The organism is Amycolatopsis sp. GA6-003 (assembly GCF_046267895.1).
GTDB lineage: Bacteria > Actinomycetota > Actinomycetes > Mycobacteriales > Pseudonocardiaceae > Amycolatopsis.
In genome coordinates, this window is sequence record NZ_CP176499.1 from 5,391,984 (window position 1) to 5,409,973 (window position 17,990).

The 17,990-nt window shown below is 69.2% G+C and carries 18 protein-coding genes; 14 read left to right on the top strand and 4 right to left on the bottom strand.

Features of this window, described 5'->3' with window-relative positions; all coding sequences use genetic code 11:
• Positions 1 to 188: 188 nt before the first annotated feature.
• Both F9C12_RS24235 and F9C12_RS24240 read right to left on the bottom strand, forming a co-directional pair.
• Positions 189 to 845 carry a response regulator gene (locus tag F9C12_RS24235; protein WP_009085178.1) on the bottom strand — a complete coding sequence of 219 codons (657 nt, stop codon included), beginning with the start codon at positions 843 to 845 and terminating at the stop codon, positions 189 to 191.
• Positions 842 to 2,044, bottom strand: a complete 1,203-nt coding sequence (locus F9C12_RS24240) for a sensor histidine kinase (protein WP_409467062.1) — start codon at positions 2,042 to 2,044, stop codon at positions 842 to 844. Before F9C12_RS24240 ends, F9C12_RS24235 begins: the two co-directional genes overlap by 4 nt.
• A gap of 166 nt (positions 2,045 to 2,210) precedes the next feature.
• On the opposite strand from F9C12_RS24240, the gene F9C12_RS24245 reads away from it, so the two are divergent.
• From F9C12_RS24245 to F9C12_RS24300, 12 genes are all read left to right on the top strand, one after another.
• Positions 2,211 to 3,755 carry a dynamin family protein gene (locus tag F9C12_RS24245; RefSeq protein WP_409184136.1) on the top strand — a complete coding sequence of 515 codons (1,545 nt, stop codon included), beginning with the start codon at positions 2,211 to 2,213 and terminating at the stop codon, positions 3,753 to 3,755.
• A gap of 32 nt (positions 3,756 to 3,787) precedes the next feature.
• Positions 3,788 to 4,381 carry a hypothetical protein gene (locus F9C12_RS24250; RefSeq protein ID WP_409461940.1) on the top strand — a complete coding sequence of 198 codons (594 nt, stop codon included), beginning with the start codon at positions 3,788 to 3,790 and terminating at the stop codon, positions 4,379 to 4,381.
• 44 nt (positions 4,382 to 4,425) lie between these two features.
• Positions 4,426 to 4,905: a hypothetical protein gene (locus tag F9C12_RS24255; protein ID WP_409461941.1), complete on the top strand. Its 480-nt coding sequence runs from the start codon at positions 4,426 to 4,428 to the stop codon at positions 4,903 to 4,905.
• 7 nt (positions 4,906 to 4,912) lie between these two features.
• On the top strand, positions 4,913 to 5,515 hold the full coding sequence (locus tag F9C12_RS24260; RefSeq protein WP_409461942.1) for a TetR/AcrR family transcriptional regulator: 603 nt from the start codon (positions 4,913 to 4,915) through the stop codon (positions 5,513 to 5,515).
• Between the two features lie 69 nt (positions 5,516 to 5,584).
• Positions 5,585 to 6,049: a nucleotide exchange factor GrpE gene (grpE, locus tag F9C12_RS24265; RefSeq protein WP_009085166.1), complete on the top strand. Its 465-nt coding sequence runs from the start codon at positions 5,585 to 5,587 to the stop codon at positions 6,047 to 6,049.
• Positions 6,046 to 7,878 carry a dynamin family protein gene (locus F9C12_RS24270; protein ID WP_409461943.1) on the top strand — a complete coding sequence of 611 codons (1,833 nt, stop codon included), beginning with the start codon at positions 6,046 to 6,048 and terminating at the stop codon, positions 7,876 to 7,878. Before grpE ends, F9C12_RS24270 begins: the two co-directional genes overlap by 4 nt.
• Before the next feature lie 88 nt (positions 7,879 to 7,966).
• Complete coding sequence (locus F9C12_RS24275; protein ID WP_409461944.1) at positions 7,967 to 8,662, top strand: DUF6802 family protein; 696 nt, start codon at positions 7,967 to 7,969, stop codon at positions 8,660 to 8,662.
• Between the two features lie 400 nt (positions 8,663 to 9,062).
• A complete protein-coding gene (locus F9C12_RS24280) occupies positions 9,063 to 10,883 on the top strand; it encodes a phosphoenolpyruvate carboxykinase (GTP) (RefSeq protein WP_409461945.1) in 1,821 nt (606 codons plus the stop codon).
• An 87-nt stretch (positions 10,884 to 10,970) separates the two neighbouring features.
• Entirely contained in the window at positions 10,971 to 11,864 is an 894-nt protein-coding gene (locus tag F9C12_RS24285; protein WP_409461946.1) for a TIGR03621 family F420-dependent LLM class oxidoreductase, read from the top strand.
• Positions 11,861 to 12,466 (top strand): ATP-binding cassette domain-containing protein, encoded by a 606-nt coding sequence (locus F9C12_RS24290; protein ID WP_409467063.1) that lies wholly within the window; start codon positions 11,861 to 11,863, stop codon positions 12,464 to 12,466. Before F9C12_RS24285 ends, F9C12_RS24290 begins: the two co-directional genes overlap by 4 nt.
• Positions 12,460 to 13,728, top strand: coding sequence for a hypothetical protein (locus F9C12_RS24295; RefSeq protein ID WP_409461947.1), 1,269 nt, complete (start codon positions 12,460 to 12,462; stop codon positions 13,726 to 13,728). The genes F9C12_RS24290 and F9C12_RS24295 overlap by 7 nt, the downstream gene beginning before the upstream one ends.
• Before the next feature lie 46 nt (positions 13,729 to 13,774).
• Positions 13,775 to 14,350: an EndoU domain-containing protein gene (locus F9C12_RS24300; RefSeq protein ID WP_409184146.1), complete on the top strand. Its 576-nt coding sequence runs from the start codon at positions 13,775 to 13,777 to the stop codon at positions 14,348 to 14,350.
• A 394-nt stretch (positions 14,351 to 14,744) separates the two neighbouring features.
• Here F9C12_RS24300 and F9C12_RS24305 read toward each other — a convergent pair whose 3' ends face one another.
• On the bottom strand, positions 14,745 to 15,014 hold the full coding sequence (locus F9C12_RS24305) for a helix-turn-helix domain-containing protein (protein ID WP_009085150.1): 270 nt from the start codon (positions 15,012 to 15,014) through the stop codon (positions 14,745 to 14,747).
• 304 nt (positions 15,015 to 15,318) lie between these two features.
• Here F9C12_RS24305 and F9C12_RS24310 point away from each other — a divergent pair, with 304 nt between their 5' ends.
• Positions 15,319 to 15,597 (top strand): DUF3311 domain-containing protein, encoded by a 279-nt coding sequence (locus F9C12_RS24310; RefSeq protein ID WP_409184147.1) that lies wholly within the window; start codon positions 15,319 to 15,321, stop codon positions 15,595 to 15,597.
• A complete protein-coding gene (gene mctP / locus F9C12_RS24315; RefSeq protein ID WP_409184148.1) occupies positions 15,594 to 17,258 on the top strand; it encodes a monocarboxylate uptake permease MctP in 1,665 nt (554 codons plus the stop codon). Before F9C12_RS24310 ends, mctP begins: the two co-directional genes overlap by 4 nt.
• A 7-nt stretch (positions 17,259 to 17,265) precedes the next feature.
• Here the strand turns inward: mctP and F9C12_RS24320 are convergent, their stop codons facing one another.
• On the bottom strand, positions 17,266 to 17,916 hold the full coding sequence (locus tag F9C12_RS24320) for a hypothetical protein (RefSeq protein ID WP_409461948.1): 651 nt from the start codon (positions 17,914 to 17,916) through the stop codon (positions 17,266 to 17,268).
• Positions 17,917 to 17,990 lie beyond the last annotated feature (74 nt).

Consider the following 17,990-nt stretch of genomic DNA (forward strand, 5'->3'; position numbering starts at 1 on the left):
CGCCGCCGTTTTCGCGTCATCCCGTGGACCGAACCGGCTACCCGACCTGAGTAGTACCCAACCGGGTCGCAGGGTGGAGCGCGATGGGGGATGCCCCTGAGCCGACCCTGAACTTTGCCCGGAGCGCCAAGGACCCCACGGCGGAATCCGCGGCGGGTCCGGTGTGGACAGTGTCCGAATCGGACGGTTCAGCCGATCCCCGGCCGGGCGAGCCCGGTTTCGTAGGCGAGGACGACCGCCTGCACGCGGTCGCGCAGGTCGAGCTTCGACAGGATCCGCCCGACGTGTGTTTTCACCGTAGCCTCGGAAAGGAACAACGTCTCGGCGATCTCGACGTTCGACATGCCTTTCGCGATCAGCACGAGCACCTCGCGTTCGCGGTCGGTCAGCACGTCGAGTTCGGCCGGATCGCGCATTTCCGAACCGCCGGAGCCGACGAACCGGTCGAGCAGCCTGCGGGTGACCGAGGGCGACATCACCGCGTCGCCGTCGGCGACCGAGCGCAGCGCGGACACCAGGTAGTCCGGCTGGGTGTCCTTGAGCAGGAAGCCGGACGCGCCGCCCTGCAGCGCGGCGTAGACGTACTCGTCGAGGTCGAAGGTGGTCATCACGAGCACCCGCGCGGTGCCCGCCGCGACGATCTGTTTCGTCGCCTCGACGCCGTCGAGCACCGGCATCCGCACGTCCATCAGCACGACGTCGGGCCGCAGTTCGGCGGCCATCCGCACGGCCTGCGCGCCGTCGCCCGCCTCGCCGACCACGTCGATGTCGGCCTGCGCGCCCAGCACCATCCGGAACCCGACGCGCATCAGTTCCTGGTCGTCGACGACCACCACTCGGATCACGAGTTCAACCTAACCGGCAGCACCGCTCGCACCTGCCAGCCACCGCCGGCGGCGGGGCCCACCTCCAGTGTCCCGCCGTACACGTGCGCCCGCTCCCGCATCCCGATCAATCCGTTCCCGCCCGCGACCGACAGCCGCGGCTCGGGTTGCCGGGCCGCCGCCGTCGCCCCGTTCGCCCCGTTCGGGCCGACCTGTTCGAGCCGCCGCGCCCGGCCCGCGCCGTCGTCGCGCACGAGCACCTCGACCTGGTCGCCGGTCCGCCGCACCCGCACCGCGGCGCTGGCTCCGGCCCCGGCGTGCTTGAGCGTGTTGGTGAGCGATTCCTGGACGATCCGGTAGACCCCGAGCGACACCCCGGCGGGCAAGTGGTCCAGCCCGTCGCCGAGGGAGAGATCCACCGGGACGCCCGCGGCGCGCATGCGCTCGGCGAGATCGCCCAGCGCGGTCGCGTCCGGCTGTGGCACCCGCGGCTCGTCGTCGCCGCGGTCGCCCCGCAGCACGTCGAGCAGCCGGCGCAGTTCGCCGAGCGCGCCGCGGCCGGTTTCGGAGATCGTCCCCAGCGCGCGTCCGGCCAGCTCCGGATTGGATTTCAGGGCGAGCGCCGCGCCGTCGGCCTGCACGACCATCACGCTCACCGAATGCGCCACCACGTCGTGCAGTTCCCGGGCGATCCGGCCGCGCTCCTCGGCCACCGCGATGCGCGCGGCCTGGTCGCGTTCGGTTTCCAGCAGGTGCAACCGGGCCTCCAGCTCGCGCTGGTAGGCGCGGCGGGCGTACATGAACTCGCCGAGCAGCCAGCAGAACGCGATGGTGAAGGCGCTGAACAGCAACTGGGCCGCCATCGACGGCTCGGGTTTGACGATCGCGGTGACGGCCATGGCCACCACGAACGCGCCGCCGTAAAGCAGCCCCTGCTTCCGCCCGACGTAGACCTGGACCGAGTAGAGGCTGATCGCGAGCGCGGCCAGGCCGGACACCCCGAGGTCCAGCGCACTGTGCGCGTACGAAACGACGTACACCACGTACGCGGCGAGCACCGGTCGTTTGCGGCGGAACACCAGCGGCGCGACTACGGCGAGGTCGATCGGGATCGCGACGTACCAGTCCGGTCCGGGCAGTTCCGGCTCGAGGCCGCCGGTGGCGAACACCAGGATGTCGAACGCGGCGAGAAACAGCGCCAGCAGCGAGTCCCCCACCATCGGGTGGGCACGCATCCAGAGGCTGAGCCGTCGCACGAGTCAACAGTAGGTCGCGGCACCGGATGCCGCGTCGGTCGCGGGTAGCACCTTCGGTGCGACCGGAGGATGACCGGCATGCGACGATTCCCGCACGGGCGAGCGGACGAGCCGGAAGGGGGCCGGGGCGGTGACGGGAACGGCGGAACGGGGACGCCTCGCCGGCCCACTGTCCGCGTCGGTGGCGGAGCTGTGCCACCGGCTGCGGTCCCAGGTGTCGCCGCGCACCGCCGCCGGGTTCGCCGAGGTGCTGCGCAGGCTCGGCGCGCCGCTGCAGGTCGCGGTCGCCGGGCGGATCAAATCGGGCAAGTCGACGCTGGTCAACGCGCTGATCGGGCGGCGGGTCGCGCCCACCGACGTCGGCGAGTGCACGCGGCTGGTCACCCGGTTCCAGTACGGCACGGTCGACCGGGTCGAGGTGGTGTTCCTCGACGGCCGCAAGCAGGTGCTGCCGTTCGCCGCGGACGGGTCGATCCCGGCCGAGCTGGGCGTCGACATCTCCGAGGTCTCGCACCTCGAGGCGTACCTCACCAACGCAGTGCTGCAGGACATGACGGTGATCGACACCCCGGGTCTCGGCTCGCTGGACGCCGCGTCGGTGTCGCGCACCGAGCAGCTGCTGGGCGCGGCCGAGCAGGACGAGGGTTCCGACGACCTCGACGACACCTCGCGCAACGCCGTCGCGGGCGCGGAGGCCGTGCTGTACGTGGTGACCCAGGGCGTGCGTGCGGACGACCAGCAGGCGCTGGCCGCGTTCACCGCCGCGACCGCGAGCCGGGAAGCGGGGCCGGTCAACGCGATCGCCGTGCTGAACAAGGCGGACACGATCGTCGCGGACTCCGTCGAAGGCTCCGGCGGAGACGTCTGGAAGGCCGCGCAACTGCTCGCCGAGAAGCAGGCCGCGACGCTGAAGCCGCGCGTCGCGGACGTGCTGCCGGTGATCGGCCTGATCGCCGAATCGGCCGAGTCCGGCGGGTTCACCTCGGCCGACGCCGAAGCGCTCGGCCAGCTCGCCGCGCTTGACGACGACGTCCTCGAAACCATGCTCATCGCGGCGGACATCTTCACCAGCTGGGAGTGCGCCGTCCCGACCGGGATCCGGTTGCGGCTGCTGGAGAAACTCGACCTTTTCGGAATCCGCTGCGCGGTCGACGCGATCCGCGCGGAACCGGAGATCACCGCGGGCGCCTTGCGCCGCAAGCTTCTCGACCTCTCCGGACTCGACGCGGTACGCCGCCGGCTCTCGATCGTGTTCGCCGCGCGGGCGGACGGGATCAAGGCCGCGGCCGCGCTGGCGTCGGTGACCGCGTTGGCGCACGCGTCCGGCGACCCGGGCGAACGGCAGCGCGTGCACGACGCGATCGAGGTGCTGCTGGCCCGCCCGGAAGCGCATCAGCTGCGGTTGCTGGAAGCGTTGACGCTCGTCGCGTCCGGGGCCGTGGAAATGCCGGAAGACCTGGCGGAAGAGGTGCTTCGGGTCGGCAGCAACGCCGACATCGGCGCACAACTCGGCCTTCCCGGGGCCCCGCGTCCGGAGCTGGCGGCGCACGCGCTGGAACGCGCGGGCTGGTGGCGGTCTTTCGCGTCGTTCGGCGCGACTCCGGCGCAAAGCCGCGTGGCCCACGTCGTGCACCGCGCCTATTTCCTGATCTGGCAACAGATTCGCGAACAGTAAACAACTCGGCCGCGACGCGTAGGCTGAATGTCGTGCGGCTGGAGGACACCACCTCGTGGCGGGTGAACTGGGGGAGCGACCACGACGTCGACGTGGCGTTGTTCCTCCGGGACGTGCTCGCGCTCTCGGTCGCCGACGGCCAGCTGCTGCCGCCGGTGGAGCCCGCCGTGCCGGTGCACGTCCCGCCCGCCCTCGACCGCGCGGCGGTGCAAGCGCAGTGGGAACCGTGGTGGAACGGCCTGCTGTCCTTCCTGCGCGAGCGCGGTTCCGCCCGCACCCGCCGGAAAAGCCCCGCTCCCGGCGACGGTTCGGCGATCGACCTCGCGGCCCAGCACTTCGCCCCGGCCGCGGCTGAACACTTCGCCGCGGCCCGCCGGCCGGTCTCGTCCGGCTTCCACCGCCGCCAGATCCTCGCCGGGGAACGGCTGGGCAGGCTAGTCCGCGAAACCGAGGTGGAACTGGGCCGCCGCGCCCGGCCGTTCCGGCTGTCGGTGCTGGAGATCCCGGTCGCCGGCCGGGTATGGCTGCGCACGGCGGAACACCAGCTGCTGGTCTCGTCCCGGCTGGCGGCGGATGTTCCGGCGCTCGAGACGGCCATGCGGTCGCTGATCCGCGAACTCGCCTGACCCCGACTTTGATAAACCGAGTACTCGGTCTAATAATGATCCCCATGGAAACCGTGGTCGACGAACCGGTGTGGGTGCGCCGCGGCTCCTGGCTGGCCTGTCCGGTCGCCGGGGCCCTGCTGGGCTGGGGCGTCCAGTCGCTCACCGGCTGGATCACGTCGCTGACCTGGTTCCCGGTGCAGGGTCCGTTCCGGCTGCTGCATTCGGTGCCGCAGCCGTGGCGGCTGATCGGCGCGGTCGTCGTCGGCCTGCTGCTCGGGGTGGCGTTCGCCTGGGTCTGGGCGTGGGACCGGCTGATCGTCACGGTGTCCGCCACGCGCGTCACCCTCGAACGACGCGAACGGCGCCGGCGCATCGACGCTCCCCTCACCGCGGTCTTCGTCGACGACGGCAAGCTCGTGCTGCTCGGCGAGAACGACCGGGAAATCGCCCGCGAGAAAACGGACCTGCCCCGGAAGCAGTTGGCCGAAGCGTTCACCGCGCACGGCCGCCCGTGGCTCGACGAACCGCCGCCTGAGCGATGATGTCCCCGTGGTGAGGACGGTCGACCCGGAGAAGCACGCGGCGAAGCGCCGCGCGATTCTCGACGCGGCCGCCGGTTGCTTCGCCCGCAACGGTTTCGAGAAGACCTCCACCGCGGACATCTGCCGCGCCGCCGGGATCAGCTCCGGCAGCCTGTTCCACTACTTCCCCAGCAAACGCGCGGTTTTCGTCGGCATTTTCGAGGCCGACACCGCCGACAACGAGGAACTGCTCGCCGCCGCGGTCGAAATGGCCGACCCGTGGGAAGCCGTGCTCGCCGTGGTCGAGCGGATGTCCGCGGCGATCGTGCTGCCCGGCGTCGTGCGGCTGATCCTCGAAGCGGCCGCGCAGGCCGCGCGCGATCCGGAGTTCGCCGAGCTGATCCGCAGCAACGACGACGTCATGCGCGTCGGTCTCGTCGGCTTGATCGAGCGCGGCGTCCAAACCGGCCGCTTCTCCCCCATGCTGGCCCCGAGCGACGCGGGCAACTGGGTCGTCGCGCTGGTCGACGCCCTGCTTTCCCGCGCGAGCCTCGATCCCGACCTGGACGTCGAGCACGAGCAGGCGGTGCTGCGGCAGCTGCTGAGGCGGATTCTCGGCCCGTCTGAGTGATCCGCCCCCGCCGCGCGCCGAGGTGTCGCAAACTGGTGGAATCACGGGGACTACCAGGGGAGGGGCTCGATGGCGTGGTTCGGCCACGAGGAAGCAGGCGACGCGGCCGAAGCGCCGACCGGCGAGATCAGCGCGGACGCACTCGCGCGGATCATCGCCGAGGCGGACGGAACCGCCGCCGCGGCGGATGCGTCGGATCCCGATGTGGACCTCGTAGCTGCCCCGGGTGACCTCGAACGCGCGCTTTCCGACCGGCAGGCGCTCATCCAGCTCTGCCTGTACGCGCTGGACCGCGCCCGTAGCAGCGGAGTCGTGGAGCGGCTCGAACACGGGCTCGCCGCCATCGGCGTCACCGCGTTGCGCGCCGAGGGCGAGCGCTTCGACCCGGCGCGCCACGAAGCGGGCGGCGCGGTGCCCACCGACGATCCGGAGCTGGAAGGCGTCGTCGCGGAGACCGAGGTCGTCGGGTTCGCCGACCAGGACCGGCTGCTGCGCGCGCCCATCGTCACCGTCTACGCGAAGCGGGCGCAGTGACCGCACCGACGCTTCCCGCACAGGTCCAGGCCGCTCGCGAACAACTGCTCGGCGTCGTCCGCGAGGCTGATCCGCAGGCCGCGAAGTGGGTTGAGGACCAGCGCAAGGCCCGTTCGGAGAAACCGTCCGTGGTAGTCGTCGGCGAGACCAACCGCGGCAAGAGTTCGCTGGTCAACGCCCTGCTCGCGACCCCGGGACTGTCCCCTGTGGACGCTGACGTGGCCACCGCGACCTACCTCGTTTTCGAGCACGCGCCGCAGTGGGGCGCGCAGGCCTGTTATCCCGGGCAGCTGGCGCCGGTCCCGTTCGACCTGACGCAACTGGTCGACTGGGTGTCCGCCGCGCACGAACTGCCGCCGGGACAGCTGCCGCCGCGCTACGTCGAGGTCTCCGGCCCGGTCCCGCTGCTGGAACGGCTGACCCTGGTCGACACCCCGGGCGTCGGCGGGCTCGATTCGCTGCACGGCGAACTCGCGAAGGAGGCCGCCGCGGGCGCGACCGCGCTGGTGTTCGTGGTCGACGCGTCGGCCCCGTTCACCTCGACCGAGCTGCAGTTCCTGCGCGAGGTCGCGGACCGCGTCGAGACAGTGGTGTTCGTGCTGGCCAAAACCGACGCGTTCCGCGGCTGGCGCGAGATCCTGGAAGCCGACCGGCAACTGCTCGCCGAACACGCGCCGCGGTTCGCCGACGCGGTCTTCCACCCGGTGTCGGCGCGCGTGTTCGAGACCGCCGCGAAGGCGCCGAACGACCAGGTCGCCGCCATGCTGCGGGAGAAGTCCGGCATCGCGGCGGTGCAGGTCGCACTGCAGGAACTGCTGGTCGGCCGGTCGATGATGCTCAAGGAAGCCAACACGCTCCGCTCGCTGTCGAGCGCGCTGGCCGGGATCAAGGCGAAGCTGCAGGCGGAAAGCCGTGCCCTGTCGGCCGGGGAAGCGGAAGCCGAACAACTCCGCGCCCGCCGCGACGATCTTCAGTCCCAACGCCGCACCTCCACCCGGGGCTGGCAACTGCGGTTGCGCGGCGAGATCCAGCGCACGCGGGTCGAGATCGGTCACGAGAGCAGCCGCGAAATGCGCGAGGCCCAGGCGCATTTCCGGCAACGCATCGACGCCGCGAAGCGTGACGAACTGGCCGCGCTGCCGCAGGAAGTGGACATCGCGCTGCAGACCGCTTCGCAGCGGGTGTCGATGCAGTTGTCGCAGCGGCTGAACCAGGTGACGAACACGGCGCTGTCGGAGCTGTTCTCCACCGAAGAACTCGACGTGATCCGAGCCCAGTTCGCCCGCGCCGGCGGCCCGCCGGTCGTGCTGCGCCCGCCGGACAAGAAACCGCCGACGGCCGAAGACAAACTGCTGGTCTTCATGGGCATCTCCGGCGGCGTCGGCGCCGGGAAGATCGCCGCGCTGCCCCTGGCCGGGGTCGCGATCCTCAACCCGGTGGTGCTGCCGGCAACGATCGTGATCGGCCTCGGCGCGGGCTGGTGGATGGCCCGCACCCGCAAACACGCCTCGGACAAACAGCACCTGAAGCAATGGCTGGTCGAGGCGATCGCCGACGCCCGCTCGACGCTCGACCAGCTGATCGCCGAACAGCTCATCGAGGCCGAACAGCAACTGTCGCTCGCCCTGGACGAGGCGTTGGGCCGCCGCATCGAGGCGATCGAGGCGGAGCTGAAGGAGGTGGACCAGACGATCAAGATGAGCGCGCAGGAGCGGGCGAAGAAGATCGCGATCGTCTCGAAACGCCTCAAGGACGTCACCGAGGGCCACACCCGAGCCGAAACGCTGCTGGCCCGCATCCGCACGGTCCGCGATCGGGCTGGTGCGTGATCGGCTTGTGGACGGGAACCGAACCGGCCTAACGTGAGTCATACCGAGCGAGAAACGGCAGACCCGGCGTACTAAGGGGGACCAACCCATGTGGGTCGACGAGAGCGGCGGCACCGACGCGACCGGCCCGGAGGCCTTGACCGTCCACGTCGACGGCCAGGAGTACCAGGCCGAGGTCAACTACGACACCGACCACGACGGGGTCTCCGACACCGCGGTCGTCGAGCACGACGACGGCACCGCGCAGGCGTTCGCCGACACCGACCACGACGGCGTCGCCGACCATTACGCGGTGCTCGACGCGTCCGGACACGTCGTGGACCAGGCGGTTTACGACGAGCAGAGCGGCAGCTGGGTCGAATCCGGCCACGGCCAGTCCGGCTCGGACGGCACCGACCCGCATACGCAGGACACCTCGACCACCGGGCACATCCACGCCGACCTCCCGGACGGCAACGTCGACGCCGGGGTCGCCACCATCGACACCGACCACGACGGGCACAACGACACCGCCGTGGTCGAGACGAAGTCCGGCGGCACGATCGCCTTCACCGATACCAACGGCGACGGCCAGGCCGACGTCGCGGTGCAGGTCGGCGCGGACGGTTCCACGCACACCTTCGAGCACACCGGCCAGGGCCAGTGGACCGAGGCCGACGGCGGCGCGAGCCACGCGGCGGCCGACCCGGGCAGCGATTCCGCCTGGGGCGGCGAGGGCGCCCAGCTGCTCAGCGGCGTCGCGAAGATCGACAGCGGAACCGGGCAGTGGATCAGCCCCAACTGAGCACTCGGTAACTGACGTCACACGAACGGGTCCAGCCGCGCGCCGGGCCCGTTCGCCGTTTCCCGGCCGGGGACGGCTGACAGCGTTGACACCCGCGCGCGCTTGATCAGACCAGGTCCCGGCATCGGGCACGAATGCGACGCGGGCCACGCGGAAAGATTTTCGGCGCTGGCCCGTTCCGGTGAAACTGAATCGATTCCCTTATCGTTCTTGTGAGAGAACCGACAGGTCAGCTCTCGGTTACCTGCCGTCCATCCGGCTACAGTCGGGGAATCCCAAAACCCGCACACCGGTCTTCCGCCGGTGTGCGAAGCCATTCGGTCGCCGGCAACGAAGCCCGCACCAAGAACACTGTCGTTCGCGGTGTGGGCTCTTTTGTCGTCGGAAGTCAGGAGTAGAGATGACCGCAGTCGCCATCCCCGGACTGGACACAGCGCCGACGACGCACAGTGGCGTGCTGTCCTGGGTCCGGGAGGTCGCCGAACTGACCACCCCGGACCGCGTGGTGTGGGTCGACGGGTCTGACGAGGAAGCCGCCCGGATCAACCAGGAGCTGGTCGACGCCGGCACCTTCGTGAAGCTGGACGCCAAGCCGAACTCCTACTGGGCCACCTCGGACCCCGGCGACGTCGCGCGGGTCGAGGACCGCACCTTCATCTGCTCGAAGGAGGAGAAGGACGCGGGCCCGACGAACAACTGGGTCGACCCGGCCGAGATGAAGGCCACCATGACGGAGCTGTACCGCGGCTGCATGGCCGGCCGCACGATGTACGTCATCCCGTTCTGCATGGGCCCGCTCGGCGACGAAAACCCCAAGCTGGGCATCGAAATCACCGACTTCGCCTACGTCGTCGCCTCGATGCGCGTGATGACCCGCGCCGGCAAGGCCGCGCTGGACAAGTTCATCGCGCCGGACGGCTCGGAGCGCGAATTCGTGCCCGCGCTGCACTCGGTCGGCAAGCCGCTGGCCCCGGGCGAGAAGGACGTCGCCTGGCCGTGCAACGAAACCAAGTACATCTCGCACTTCCCGGAGGAGCGTCTCATCTGGAGCTACGGCTCTGGCTACGGCGGGAACTCGTTGCTGGGCAAGAAGTGCTACTCGCTGCGCATCGGCTCGGTCATCGCCCGCGACGAGGGCTGGCTCGCCGAGCACATGCTGATCCTCAAGCTGATCTCGCCGGAGAACAAGGTCCACTACGTCGCGGCGGCGTTCCCGAGCGCCTGCGGCAAGACCAACCTCGCCATGCTGCAGCCGACCATCCCGGGCTGGCGCGCGGAGACCCTCGGCGACGACATCGCGTGGATGCGGTTCGGCGAGGACGGCAGGCTGTACGCGGTGAACCCGGAGTTCGGTTTCTTCGGCGTCGCGCCGGGCACCGACAACCACACGAACCCGAACGCCATGCGCACGATCGAGAAGGGCAACACGGTCTTCACGAACGTGGCGCTCACCGACGACGGCGACGTGTGGTGGGAGGGCATGGAGAACACCCCCGCGCACGCCACGTCGTGGAAGCACGAGGACTGGACGCCCGACTCGGAGGAGAAGGCCGCCCACCCGAACTCGCGCTACTGCGTGCCGATGTCGCAGTGCCCGATCCTCGCGCCGGAGTGGGACGACCCGAAGGGCGTGCCGATCTCGGCGATCCTGTTCGGCGGACGGCGCAAGACCACGGTGCCGCTGGTGAACCAGGCCCGCGACTGGCAGCACGGCGTGTTCATGGGCGCGACGATGTCGTCGGAGACCACCGCCGCGGCGGTCGGCGCGGTCGGCAACGTGCGCCGCGACCCGATGGCGATGCTGCCGTTCCTCGGCTACCACGCCGGCGACTACTTCAACCACTGGCTGGAGCTGGGCAAGAACGCCGACGCGAACAAGCTGCCGAAGATCTTCTACGTCAACTGGTTCCGCCGCGGCGACGACGGCCGTTTCCTGTGGCCGGGCTTCAGCGAGAACTCGCGCGTGCTCAAGTGGGTGCTCGAGCGCGTCGAGGGCAAGGGCAACGCGGTCGAGACCCCGATCGGGTTCGTGCCGAACGCCGAGGACCTCGACCTCGAGGGCCTTTCCGAGCCGGTCGAGGACATCCAGGCCGCGCTGGAGGTGCGCAACGAGGAGTGGCGCGCGGAGCTGCCGCTGATCGAGGAGTGGTTCGCGAAGATCGGCGAGGTGCCGACGCCGCTGCGCGACGAGCTGGACGCGCTGGCCCAGCGTCTGGGCTGACGCTCACCGCTGCTTGAAGAAGGGGACGTTCGCACCGGGCGGCGACGTCCCCTTCTTCGGGTCCGGGAAACGGCTACCGTGGACCGCATGAGCTTTGATGGGGAGAAGACTTTCCGGTTCGGCGTGAACCTGGTGCGGCCCGGCTCGCGCGAGGAGTGGGTCGCGAAATGCCGCCGGGTCGAGGAACTCGGTTACGACGTGCTGAGCGTGGCCGACCATCTCGGCATCGCGCCGCCGTTTCCCGCGCTCGTGCTGGCCGGCGCGGTCACCGAACGGGTGCGGCTCAACACCTTTGTGCTCAACGCGCCGTTCTACAATCCGGTGCTGCTCGCGCGGGAAGTCGCGGGCACGGACCAATTCGTGTCCGGACGGCTCGAACTCGGTCTTGGCGCCGGATACGTGAAAGAGGAGTTCGAAGCGGCCGGAATGCCGTTTCCCAGCGCGGGCGCGCGGGTCGAGCACCTCGAACTCGTGGTCAAGGAACTCCAGCGGCTTTACGCGGATCCGGAATACGCGCCGAAACCCGTGCGGCCCGGCGGTCCCCCGCTGATGATCGGCGGCCGCGGCGACCGGCTGCTTTCGCTCGCCGCCGAGCACGCGACGACGATTGCCTTCAGCGGCATGGCAAAAGTGCGCGACGGTTCGCCGTTGATGCTGGCGACGGCGGACGCGGTGGAAGAACGCACGAGGTTTGTCACCGAGCGGCTCGCTGGCCGGGACGCCGAATTCAACCTGCTGGTGCAGCTCGTCCAGGTCACTGATGATCGCGAAGGCGCGTTGCGGGAAATCCATGCGCGCGTAGGGGATTCGCTCACGTTGGACGAATTGGCCGAGGTCCCCACCGTGCTGGTCGGCACTGTGGAGGAAATCGCTGAGCAGCTGGTCGCGCACCGCGCTCGGTTCGGCATCAGCTATTTCACCGTCCTCGAGCCGAACCTCGAAGTGCTGGCCCCGGTGGTGGAGTTGCTGTGCCGCCGATAGTCGACGCGCGCGGGCTCGGCGTGAAGGCCGGTGACCTGTGGTTGTTGGAGGATCTCGATTTCTCGGTCGACCCGGGAGAATGCGCGGTGCTGGTCGGGCCTAACGGCGTCGGCAAATCCACCCTGCTGCGGTGTCTGTACGGAATGCAGGAACCGCAGCGGGGCCGGGTGCTGATCGACGGCGCGAAGCCGGACGAACGCAGCGTTGCCTTTCGCCGCAAGGTGTCCGTCCTCTTCGACGATTCCGACTTCTTCGCCGAACTCACCCCGGTGCAGCATCTGGAACTGCTTTCCGGCTCGTTCGGCGAGGATCTCGGCGATTTCGAAGAGTTGCTCGCGGACGCCGGTCTCGCCGAACGCGCTCGCGTCACCGCCGGGCATTTCTCGGCCGGGCAGCGTCGCCGGTTGCTGTTGCTGGGCGTCACCGCGCGGCCGCATCGCGTGCTGTTGCTGGACGAACCCGAACGCGCGCTCGACACCGCGGGCAAGGAGTGGCTGGTCAAGCTGATCGCCCGCTCCACCGCGGCGGGTGCGGCAGTGGTCGTCGCCACGCACCACCAACCGTTGCTGGACACCGCCGACAGCGTGCTCGAACTGTGGTGACCCGGTTGCGGGTGCCCGGCCGCAAGCGGTTCGGCGGCATTTTCAGCGGCGACAGCCCCACGTTCGTGCTGATCTTCGGCGGCGGCTTCCTGTTCACCGCCTTCTTCCGCACCGACGCCTGGCACCGAGTCCTCTTTGGACCGTCCGCAGTGGACTACTCGGCGGTGCTCGGCCTGGTCGCGTTGTGCGCCGCGGTGGGCTGGCGGAGCCTGCTGCGCCGGGGATTCGTCTGGGCCGAACCGGCCGAGCTGACCTGGATGGACTTCGCCCGGGTGGACCGCCGCCGCGTCGTCACAGCCCGGCTGGCCAGCGTGCTCACCGGATTCGTGGTGGTGCTCGGGTATCTGGCGGCGCTGATGCTGGCGGTCGGCGGCGCTTCGCTCGACTGGTGGCGCGCCGCGGCGGCGCTCGTCGCCGGCGGCACGATCCTCGCGTTCACCACCGCGCGGCGTACCGCGTTCCTTTTCGAAGCCGCCGGCCCGCTGCTCCTCGCGGTGGCCGGGGTGGTGCTAGCCGCGGCTCGGCTGGACGCGACGACGGTGCAGTACGTCGGCGCGGCGCTCGCGTTATGCGGTCTGCTGCTGGCTTTCGGCGGCAAAGCAGTCAGCGGTGCTGGCCGCGCGGTGCTGCTCGACGGCTGGAACGCGCGGGTGCTGCGGGCGATGGCGGTGAGCTTCCTCGACCCGATGATGATGCTGCCGGAATCCGCGCCCGCGGGCTCTTGGTCGCTGCGCCCGCCCACCGCGTTCCGGCTCGCGTGGCTCGGAATCGTCGGCCGGTCCCGATACGCGAGTGCGGTGTTGTTAGTGGCTTTCGCGGTAGCCGTGGGCCATGTTGCTGTTCCCACGCTGCCGGGACCAGTGCTCGTCGGGATCGGCGCGTATGTCGCGCTTACTCCTTTCGGGGCCGGTCTTGGCGTGCTGTGGCGAAATCCGGGTCGGCGCCGGTGGCTGGGCTCGTCGTCGCGAGAGCTGGTGCTTGCCCACGGCGTCGCGCGGACCGCGGTCGGCCTGGTCTGGTGCGCTCTGCTCTCAGTGGCGCTTTTGGCTTTGGGCACCACGTTTTCGCCGCTCTCGTGGGTGACTGTTGCCCTGGCAGTGCTCTCGGTATTGCGCACGGTCACGCGTCAGCCGGTCGACTACAGCAGCGCGGGTTTCGTCGACACCCCCGCTGGCCCCATGCCAGCAAACCTTATGCGGCAACTGTTCCGCGGTCCGGACCTGCTGGCGGTCGGAATCCTGGTGCTCGCACAACTCGGCTGAACGGCCGCGCCCGGGTTAGGCTCCGTGCCGACGAGAGGAGCCGAAGGTGGGCGGTGGACACGCTTCCGGCATCGGCCGCAGGGCGACGTGCGAGTTTCCGCCCGGATGGAGCGACGAGCAGATCATCGCGGTGGTCAAGGACGTCGCCAACGATCCGGGCGAACCCCGGCGGCAGCAGTACAACGGCCGCTGGCGCTGCGTCGGCGAACGATACGGCGTGCGCGTGGTGGTCCTGGTCAACGGCGACGGTCTCGTGCACACCAGCTACCCGCTGCCAGGCCCCGGCGTGATCCGAAACGCGGACGCCGCACGAGACCCGGCAAACCCGACCGTCGACGACCGTGCGGGCAACCGGATCAGCTACTTCGTCGACAGCGTCCTGCGCCTGCTCGCCCACCGAATGCCGCCGGAAGACCTGGAGCACTACCGCGACCTGCAGTGGTCCGGCGAATGGGAGGAACTGGCGGACACCCTCGCCGCACATTTCCAGGTGACCGGCATCCAGCTGAACCCGGACGAGTACGCGGACTTCGAGAAGCTGCTGAACTCCTTCGACCTGCCAGTCCGAGACTGCCACTACCTCAACGACCGAGAACGAGTCCTAGCAGACCTACGCGGCTGAGATATCACCGAGAAACCCCCGCAGCCCAACCCACACACTCAACCACCACCGCCACACCGCAGCCGCTGCACCCACTCGCACAGCCCAGCCCTAAAAACCTCACCGCCGCCCCCAAACAGCAAGGCCCCCACCCCCAAACCCGCAGCCGCCGCACCCACGCACGCAGCACTCAGCCCTAAACCGCCGCCGCTGCACCCAACGAGCGAGGCACCCAGCCCCTCCCCCACACCCCGATACGAAGCCTCCCTGCGGTTCGGGGGTGCTTGTCAAGGCATCTTTCCCGCCTTGACAAGCACCCCCGAACCGTCAGCACAATGAACCTTCGGGGTGCCCCACGCAACGACCCACCTGCAATGTCGCCGCCAGGCGACGAGACAGAACGCCCCCAACCCCCTCAACTGGCCTGCGAAAACGCAGCCGCATCCCCCGCACAAGCAACCCGCAGCTGATCCAACGGCATCCCCACCGCGTCAGCAATCGCCGCCACCGTGAAAAACGCGGGCGTAGGAATCCGCCCAGTCTCGATCTTGCGCAGGGTTTCGACCGAAATGCCCGCTTCCGCGGCCACGTCGACCATGCTGCGGCTGGCCCGGGCGGCGCGCAGCACCAGGCCGAGCCGCTCGCCGCGGGAGCGTTCTTCGTCGGTGAGGGGCACGCGGACCATGCCGTCCAGTTTAGCCACAGAGTTGTCCACTGCCTGTGGATAACTCTGTGCACAAGCTGCCGAACCCGGTGGACAACCGCCTTCCAGCACAACTCCTTGGGGCTTTCGGGGCGGCCCGGCCCCGCCGATAGGGGTAGCGGACGACTCTCCGGAGCCGCGCGGGAGCGGGTTGTCCCCGAGGTTGTCCACACCCTGGAACGTGTTCGTAGTGCTGATCGAATCGATATCGAAGTCGTATGACGGCGGGATGACCGGGGTCTAGGGTCAGGCGGTCGCGTGTCACGTGAGTGTTAGGTGAGGTTCGATGTCCACTGCCAAACCGGGCGGTCGGGTGCGCGGGTTCCAGTTCAGTGCCTGGAACCTGCTGTTGCTGATCCCGTTGCTGATCCTGGTCACGCCGCTGTTCAACTTCGACGGGCCGCGGCTGTTCGGCCTTCCGTTCTTCTACTGGTTCCAGCTGGCGTTCGTGGTGCTGGGCGTGCTGTGCACCGGCATCGTCTACCTGGCCACCAAGGACAAGCCGCGCAACACGGGCCGGGACGAGCTGAGCGTCGACGACCTGGACGAGGGGGACGCCCGATGAACAACATTCAGTGGGTCGAGCTGATCGTCTTCGCGTTCCTGTTCGTCGTGGTCACCGTGCTCGGCTTCGTCGCCTCGCGGTGGAAGGCCGGCGGCAGCCTCGACCACCTCGACGAATGGGGCCTCGGCGGCCGCAAGTTCGGGTCGTGGATCACCTGGTTCCTGCTCGGCGGCGACCTCTACACCGCCTACACCTTCGTCGCCGTCCCCGCGCTCGTGTTCAGCGCCGGCGCGCTCGGCCTGTACGCGCTGCCTTACACGATCGTCGTCTACCCGATCGTCCTGCTGCCCGCGCTGCGCATGTGGTCGGTCAGCCGTTCGCGCGGTTACGTGACCCCGGCCGACTTCGTCCGCGGCCGCTTCGGCTCGCCGACGCTGGCGTTGCTGGTCGCGATCACCGGCATCGTCGCGACCATGCCCTACATCGCGTTGCAGCTGGTCGGCCTCGAAGCCGTGCTGCGCACGATGGGCATCAACGGCTCCGGCATTGTTGGGCACCTGCCGCTGCTGGTCGCGTTCATCATCCTGGCGCTCTACACGTATCAGTCGGGCCTGCGCGCGCCCGCGCTGATCGCGTTCGTCAAGGACATCCTGATCTATCTCGTGATCATCGTCGCGGTCCTCTACCTGCCCTCGAAGCTCGGCGGCTGGGACCACATTTTCAGCACCGCCAAGGAAACCCTCGCCAAGCCGAACCCGAACACCGGCAAACCGGCCGGTTCGATCCTGCTGACCTCGAGCAACCAGCTGCAGTACGCGACGCTGGCGCTGGGTTCGGCGCTCGCGCTGTTCCTGTACCCGCACTCGCTCACGAGCGTGCTCGCCTCGCGCGGCCGCAACGTGATCAAGCGGAACATGGTGGCGCTGCCTGCCTACTCGTTCGTGCTGGGCCTGCTGGCGCTGCTCGGATACGTCGCGATCTCGGCGGGCGTCAAGCCGCTGAAGAACGCCGCCACCGGAAAGCCGGACGGCAACACGATCGTCCCGCTGCTGTTCGACTCGCAGTTCACGAACTGGTTCGCGGGCATCGCCTTCGCCGCGATCGGCATCGGAGCCCTGGTGCCCGCCGCGATCATGTCGATCGCCGCGGCGAACCTGTGGACGCGCAACATCTACAAGGAGTACATCCGCAAGGACGCGACCCCGAAGCAGGAAGCGAAGCAGGCCAAACTGGCGTCGCTGGTGGTCAAACTGGGTGCGGTGCTGGTGATCATCCTGATCGACCCGCAGTTCTCGATTGACCTGCAGCTCATCGGCGGCGTGCTGATCCTGCAGACCCTGCCCGCGGTGGCGATCGCCCTGTACACGCGCTGGTTCCACAAGGCGGGCCTCATCGCCGGCTGGATCGTCGGCATGGCCTGGGGCCTGATCATGCTGTACGGCATCCCCAACCCGGCCAACGGAAAACTCCACTTCGGCGGTTCGGCACTGGCGATGGGCAACCTGTCGATCTTCGGCTGGCACCCCTTCCGCGGCACCGGCCTCGCCGTGGTCCAGATCTACCCCGGTTTCGTGGCGTTGATCGCGAACATCGTGGTAGCCGCGGTGGTTTCGGTGATCGCCCGTGCCGCGAAGTGGAGCCCGGGCAACGACGAAACCGAACCCGAGGACTACCACGCCGACGAACACGACAAGGACCTGCGCCCGATCGGCGCGCACTGAGTCCTTTTTAGACAGAGGCCTCCGCGTCGTTTTCCGGCGCGGGGGCCTCTTCCGTTTTGCCGATCATCGCCTTCGCGACGAGGTACAGCACCACCGCGTTGAGCAAATGCCACAGGAAATGCGTGCCCGCTGGGAAATCCCCGCAGATCACCCCGTCGATAGTGCGGAAGGACAACGACAACGCGAACACCGCGGCGGCCATGGCGAAGTGCAGCCAGTACGGATCACGCTTGACCGCCAACGCGATGGCGAACCCGGCTAGGCCAGCGAGCGCTGGCAGATACAGCCCGCCCCCAAGCGCCGCCGATGCGCCGGTGATCGCGAGGAACGCCGGTGCCCCGAGCCAGGACCATTTGGCCGTCGCCGGAAAGAACGCCCGGGGAAAGGCCGCGGCGTAGAACAAGCTGAAGATCAGGATGGCCGCGGAGTCGGCGACCGCACCCCAGCGCGTGGCGACCAGGTGAAAGACACTGCTGGCAACGAAGATCACCCCGATCAGGACGGCAAGCACCCGCCCAGCGCGCTGCCGCCCGGCCCGCCACCAGACCAACCCGGCAGCAACGAGAAAGGCAAGGTTGGCCAGGTCGTTGAGCGGCTCACCCCAGAGCCCGGGCGCGGTGCGCTCGCAGTAACCGTCCACGTACGCGGTCCAGTTCACGGGGTAAGCAAACCCCTTCCGGGTGAACGGGATGCATCCGACCCCCTCCCGTACGCGAACCGCGCCGGTTAGCG